We start from the raw sequence: 5,609 nt of genomic DNA on the forward strand, positions 1-5,609 counted from the left end.
AGAGGAAATAGCCAATGTTATTTCAATGATGTCCGGTGTACCCGTACAGCGCATGGCGCAGGCAGAAGGACTTAAACTGGCCGGAATGAAGGAAGAACTACAGGCGAAGGTGATAGCTCAAGATGCTGCGATAGAGAAACTTACCAAAGCAATCTTGCGTAGCCGTGTAGGGTTGAAAGACCCGAACCATCCCATCGGAACTTTTATGTTCCTTGGCCCTACTGGTGTGGGTAAGACGCATTTGGCAAAGCAATTGGCAAAATATATGTTTGGCTCTGCCGATGCCTTGATACGTATCGATATGAGCGAGTATATGGAGAAATACACCGTATCTCGTATGATTGGTGCCGCTCCGGGATATGTGGGCTATGAGGAAGGCGGCCAGTTGACTGAAAAGGTGCGTCGCAAGCCGTATTCCATTGTCTTGCTGGATGAGATTGAGAAAGCCCATCCGGACGTGTTCAACATCTTGCTCCAGGTACTGGATGAAGGTCGTTTGACTGACAATTATGGCAGAACCATCGATTTCAAGAATACGGTTATCATTATGACCTCCAATATCGGTACGCGGCAGTTGAAGGAGTTTGGCCGTGGCGTAGGTTTTGCGGCGCAAAACCGCACGGATGACAATGAACATTCGCGCAGTGTGATACAAAAGGCTCTGAACAAGACTTTTGCTCCCGAATTTTTGAATCGTTTGGATGAAATCATTACTTTCGACCAGCTCTCCTTGGAGGCTATCACAAAGATTGTGGACATTGAGCTGAAAGGCTTGTACGAACGGGTTGAAGCAATTGGTTACAAGCTGGTTGTGGAGGATGATGCAAAGACATTCCTTGCTTCGAAAGGGTACGATGTACAGTTTGGTGCGCGCCCATTGAAGCGTGCCATTCAGAACCACTTGGAGGATGGACTTTCCGAGCTGATAGTGGCGGCAGAGTTACAGCCGGGTGATACGGTAAATGTATCAGTAGACAAAGAAAAAGATGAGCTGAGCATCAAGAAGGCATAAGCAGTTCTTTATAAAAACCGTCAAAATGTCAGTCCTTATGGGCTGGCATTTTTTTTGTGCTATATCTGCCGGAATAATTAAAAATATAAATCTAAAAAATATAAATGTAGTATGCAAAAAGGTAATATTGGGGTAACTACTGAGAATATCTTCCCCGTCATTAAAAAGTTCTTGTATAGTGATCATGAAATTTTTCTCCGTGAGTTGGTTTCTAACGCGGTTGATGCTACACAGAAGCTGAAAACACTCTCCTCTATCGGTGAGTTCAAGGGTGAAGTTGGCGATTTAACCGTACATGTCTCGCTGGGAAAAGATACCATTACGGTGTCCGACCATGGTATAGGTCTTACGGCTGAAGAAATAGACAAGTATATTAACCAGATAGCTTTCTCTGGCGCCAATGACTTCCTTGAGAAATATAAAAACGATGCCAACGCCATCATCGGCCATTTTGGATTGGGTTTCTATTCGGCTTTTATGGTTGCCAAGAAAGTCGAAATCATCACTAAATCCTATCGGGAAGGCGCCCAGGCTGTAAAGTGGACATGCGATGGCAGTCCGGAGTTTACGATTGAAGACACTGATAAGGCAGAACGTGGTACGGATATCGTTCTTTACATAGACGATGACTGCAAGGAATTCCTTGAAGAAGCGCGCATTTCCTCTTTGTTGAAGAAGTATTGCAGCTTCCTCCCTATCCCGGTTGCATTCGGCAAGAAGAAAGAATGGAAAGACGGCAAGCAGGTTGAAACTGCCGAGGATAATATCATCAATGATTCCAACCCGTTGTGGACGCTGAAACCCAGCGAATTGAAAGATGAAGATTATAAGAAGTTCTACCGTGACCTTTATCCTATGTCCGACGAACCTTTATTCTGGATTCATCTGAATGTGGATTATCCGTTCCACCTTACCGGTATTCTGTACTTCCCCAAAGTGAAGAGCAACATCGAGTTGAACAAGAATAAGATTCAGCTCTATTGCAACCAGGTATATGTGACGGATTCGGTGGAAGGTATTGTTCCCGACTTCTTGACCCTGTTGCATGGTGTGCTCGATTCACCGGACATTCCATTGAACGTTTCCCGTTCTTATTTGCAGAGCGATGCCAACGTGAAGAAGATTTCTACATATATCACGAAGAAGGTGTCAGACCGTTTGCAGTCTATCTTCAAGAATGACCGTAAACAGTTTGAGGAAAAGTGGAATGACTTGAAAATCTTCATCAACTACGGAATGCTTACGCAGGAAGATTTCTATGATAGAGCCAAGGATTTTGCCCTTTTCACCGATACAGACAGCAAATATTATACTTTCGAAGAGTATAAGACGTTGATTAAAGATAACCAGACGGATAAGGATGGAAATCTGATTTATCTGTATGCCAACAATAAAGATGAGCAATACAGCTACATAGAGTCCGCTACGAGTAAAGGATACAATGTGCTGTTGATGGATGGACAACTGGACATTGCGGTGGTGAGCATGTTGGAACAGAAGTTCGAAAAGGTTCGCTTCACTCGTGTAGACAGCGATATTATTGATAATCTGATTGTCAAGGAAGACAAGAAGAATGAAGCGTTGGAAACCGGCAAGCAGGAAGTTCTTTCTTCCATCTTCAAGAGCCAGTTGCCCAAGATGGATAAGACGGAGTTCAACATCACGGCGCAGGCTTTGGGCGAAAATGCCGCTCCTATCATGATAACTCAGAGCGAGTACATGCGCCGTATGAAGGAAATGGCGAATATCCAGGCTGGAATGAGCTTCTATGGCGAAATGCCGGATATGTTTAACCTGGTATTGAATTCAGACCATAAGCTGGTAAAAGAAGTTCTGGCAGATGAAGATAAGGAATGTGCTGCTGCCGTTGCTCCGGTTCAGGCAGAGATGGATGAAGTGAACAAGCAGCGTACTGACCTGAAAAAGAAGCAGGAAGGCAAGAAAGATGAGGATATACCGACTGCCGAAAAGGATAAAGTGAATGAGCTGGATAAGAAGTGGGACGAACTGAAAACACAGAAAGAAGGCATCTTCGCCGATTATGCTGCCAAGAATAAGGTTGTCCGTCAACTGATAGATTTGGCACTGCTGCAGAATGGTATGTTGAAAGGTGAAGCTTTGAACAACTTTGTCAAGAGAAGCATTGACCTGATAAAATAAGCCCCTTTAAATTTGCATTTAATATATGCAAGGGTATTGTGATTCTTCGGAGTCGCAATACCCTTTTTTTATTCATTTTCACCAATTAGGGTGTGATTTTCTTCGTTGAATACGGCATTTTTAGAAACTATTGTTTATATTTGGGGCAATGAACATTTATCTTACTCGGAATAGCATAGTTATGAAAAGAGTTTTATTGTTTTTTTCGTTTCTTCTATGTGGCTTTATTTTACAAGCTCAGAAAGTGGGGCTTGTACTGAGTGGCGGTGGAGCAAAAGGCATGACTCATATAGGCATTATCCGGGCTTTGGAAGAGAATAATATCCCCATTGATTATATAACCGGAACCTCTATGGGAGCTATCATCGGTTCTCTGTATGCTATGGGGTATTCCCCGGACGATATGGAGGCGCTGTTGCGCTCTCCCGACTTTAAGCGTTGGTATTCGGGCAAAGTGGAGCCTAAATACGAGTATTATTTTAAGAAGAATCGTCCTTCACCGGAATTTTTTAATATCCGTTTTGCTTTTAGGGATTCGCTGCATATAAAGCCCCAGATACTTCCCACAAGCATGGTCAACCCCATACAGATGAACCTGGTATTTGTGGAATTGTTTGCACGTGCTACGGCTGCATGTGGCGGTAATTTCAACAAACTGTTTGTTCCTTTTCGCTGTATAGCATCCGATGTGTACAATAAAAAGCCATTGGTATTGAGTAAAGGGGATTTGGGAGATGCGGTACGTGCTTCCATGAGCTTTCCATTTGTCTTCAAACCGATAGAAATAGACAGTACGCTTGCTTATGATGGCGGCATTTACAATAATTTCCCTACGGATGTGATGCGGGAGGATTTTCATCCGGATGTCATTATTGGCAGTGTGGTAGCGGCCAATCCCGGTAAGCCGAAGGAGAATGACCTGATGAGCCAATTGGAGAATATGATTATGCAGAAGACCGATTACTCCATTCCGGACTCGTTGGGTATAGTCATGACCTTCAAATATGATGATGTCAACTTGCTGGATTTTGACCGTCTGCAGGAATTGCACGATATAGGTTACAATCGTACCCTTAATATGATGGATTCCATCAAAAGCCGTGTTCATCGTAGGGTGAATGCTGATAATGTGCGTTTGAGGCGTCTTGTCTTCCGGAGTAACCTGCCTCAATTCCGTTTTCGGGATATCATTATTGAAGGGGCGAATGCCCAACAGCAAGCCTACATCAAAAAAGAGTTCCATGATGAAGAGCATGAAGTCTTTACTTATGAAGACTTGAAGCGCGGGTATTTTCGTTTGCTGGCAGATAATATGATTTCGGAAATAGTTCCTCATGCTGTGTATGATTCGGAATCCGATTTGTATGAGCTGCATTTGAAGGTGAAGATGGAGGATAATTTTTCCGTGCGTCTGGGGGGCAGTGTCTCTACCACGAGCTCAAATCAAATCTATTTGGGAATAGGATATCAGAACTTGAATTATTATTCCAAGGAAATCACTTTTGACGGTCAGTTGGGTAAGATTTATAATAATGCCCAGTTGATGGGTAAGATTGATTTGCCTACCCACATATCTACGTCCTTTCGTTTTATTGCTTCAATCAGTACCTTCGATTACTACAAGAAGGACAAGCTGTTTTCCAGGAATGACAAACCTTCATTCAATTCAAAGGACGAACGTTTTGTGAAGTTGATGGTTGCCTTGCCGTTTTTGGCCAATAAGCGTGCGGAGTTCAGTCTGGGATATGGCCAACTGGAAGATAACTACTTTCAATCCAGCGTAATAGATTTCGATAAGGACCGTTCGGACAGAAGTACCTACAAACTTTTGGGAGGTTCCATCGGTTTCTATGGGAGTACCCTGAATACGCGGCAATACGCGACAAAAGGCTATCTGGAGAAACTGATAGCCCAGGTATTTACCGGGAGGGAAAGATTTGAACCGGGGAATCCGCAAGAAGGGTACAGTCCTTCTCCGCAAGAACGGCAATCATGGTTGCAAATTTCTTATATGAAAGAGGCATATCACACAATGGGGCCGAAGTTCACCCTGGGATGGATGGCAGAAGCACTGTATTCGTCGAAAAATTTCTCTGAGAATTATACGGCAACCATGATGCAGGCAGGAGAATTTGCACCGACTCCGCATAGTAAACTGATGTACAATGAAGCTTTTCGTGCCAACCAGTATGTGGCTGCCGGTATCAAACCCATATATGTTTTGAACGACATGTTCCAGTTCCGGACAGAATTTTATGGCTTTACACCGATTTTTCCGATAAAAAAGAATGCATTGAATAAAGCATATTATGGAAAAGCATTCTCCCGCTTTGAGTATATGGGAGAAGTTTCTGTTATTTGTCATTTGCCCTTCGGAGCCATCTCTGCTTATGTAAATCATTATAGCTCACCGAGAAGGGAGTGGAATGTGGGGATG

General features: G+C 43.4%; 3 protein-coding genes. All 3 read left to right on the forward strand.

The window, feature by feature from the left end:
• On the forward strand, nt 1–1,012 hold a 1,012-nt coding region (locus ABUA47_RS22345), incomplete at its 5' end, for an ATP-dependent Clp protease ATP-binding subunit (RefSeq protein ID WP_349832076.1).
• Nucleotides 1,013–1,123: 111 nt separating this feature from the next.
• The gene (gene htpG, locus ABUA47_RS22350; protein ID WP_035448562.1) at nt 1,124–3,172 is read left to right on the forward strand and encodes a molecular chaperone HtpG; all 2,049 of its coding nucleotides are present in this window, start codon (nt 1,124–1,126) and stop codon (nt 3,170–3,172) included.
• A gap of 181 nt (nt 3,173–3,353) precedes the next feature.
• A partial coding sequence (locus tag ABUA47_RS22355) for a patatin-like phospholipase family protein (RefSeq protein WP_349832078.1) occupies nt 3,354–5,609 on the forward strand: 2,256 nt, incomplete at its 3' end.

The sequence above is a fragment of the Bacteroides sp. RTP31139st1_H2_RTP31139_211217 genome, from assembly GCF_040227615.1.
Classification (GTDB): domain Bacteria; phylum Bacteroidota; class Bacteroidia; order Bacteroidales; family Bacteroidaceae; genus Bacteroides; species Bacteroides uniformis.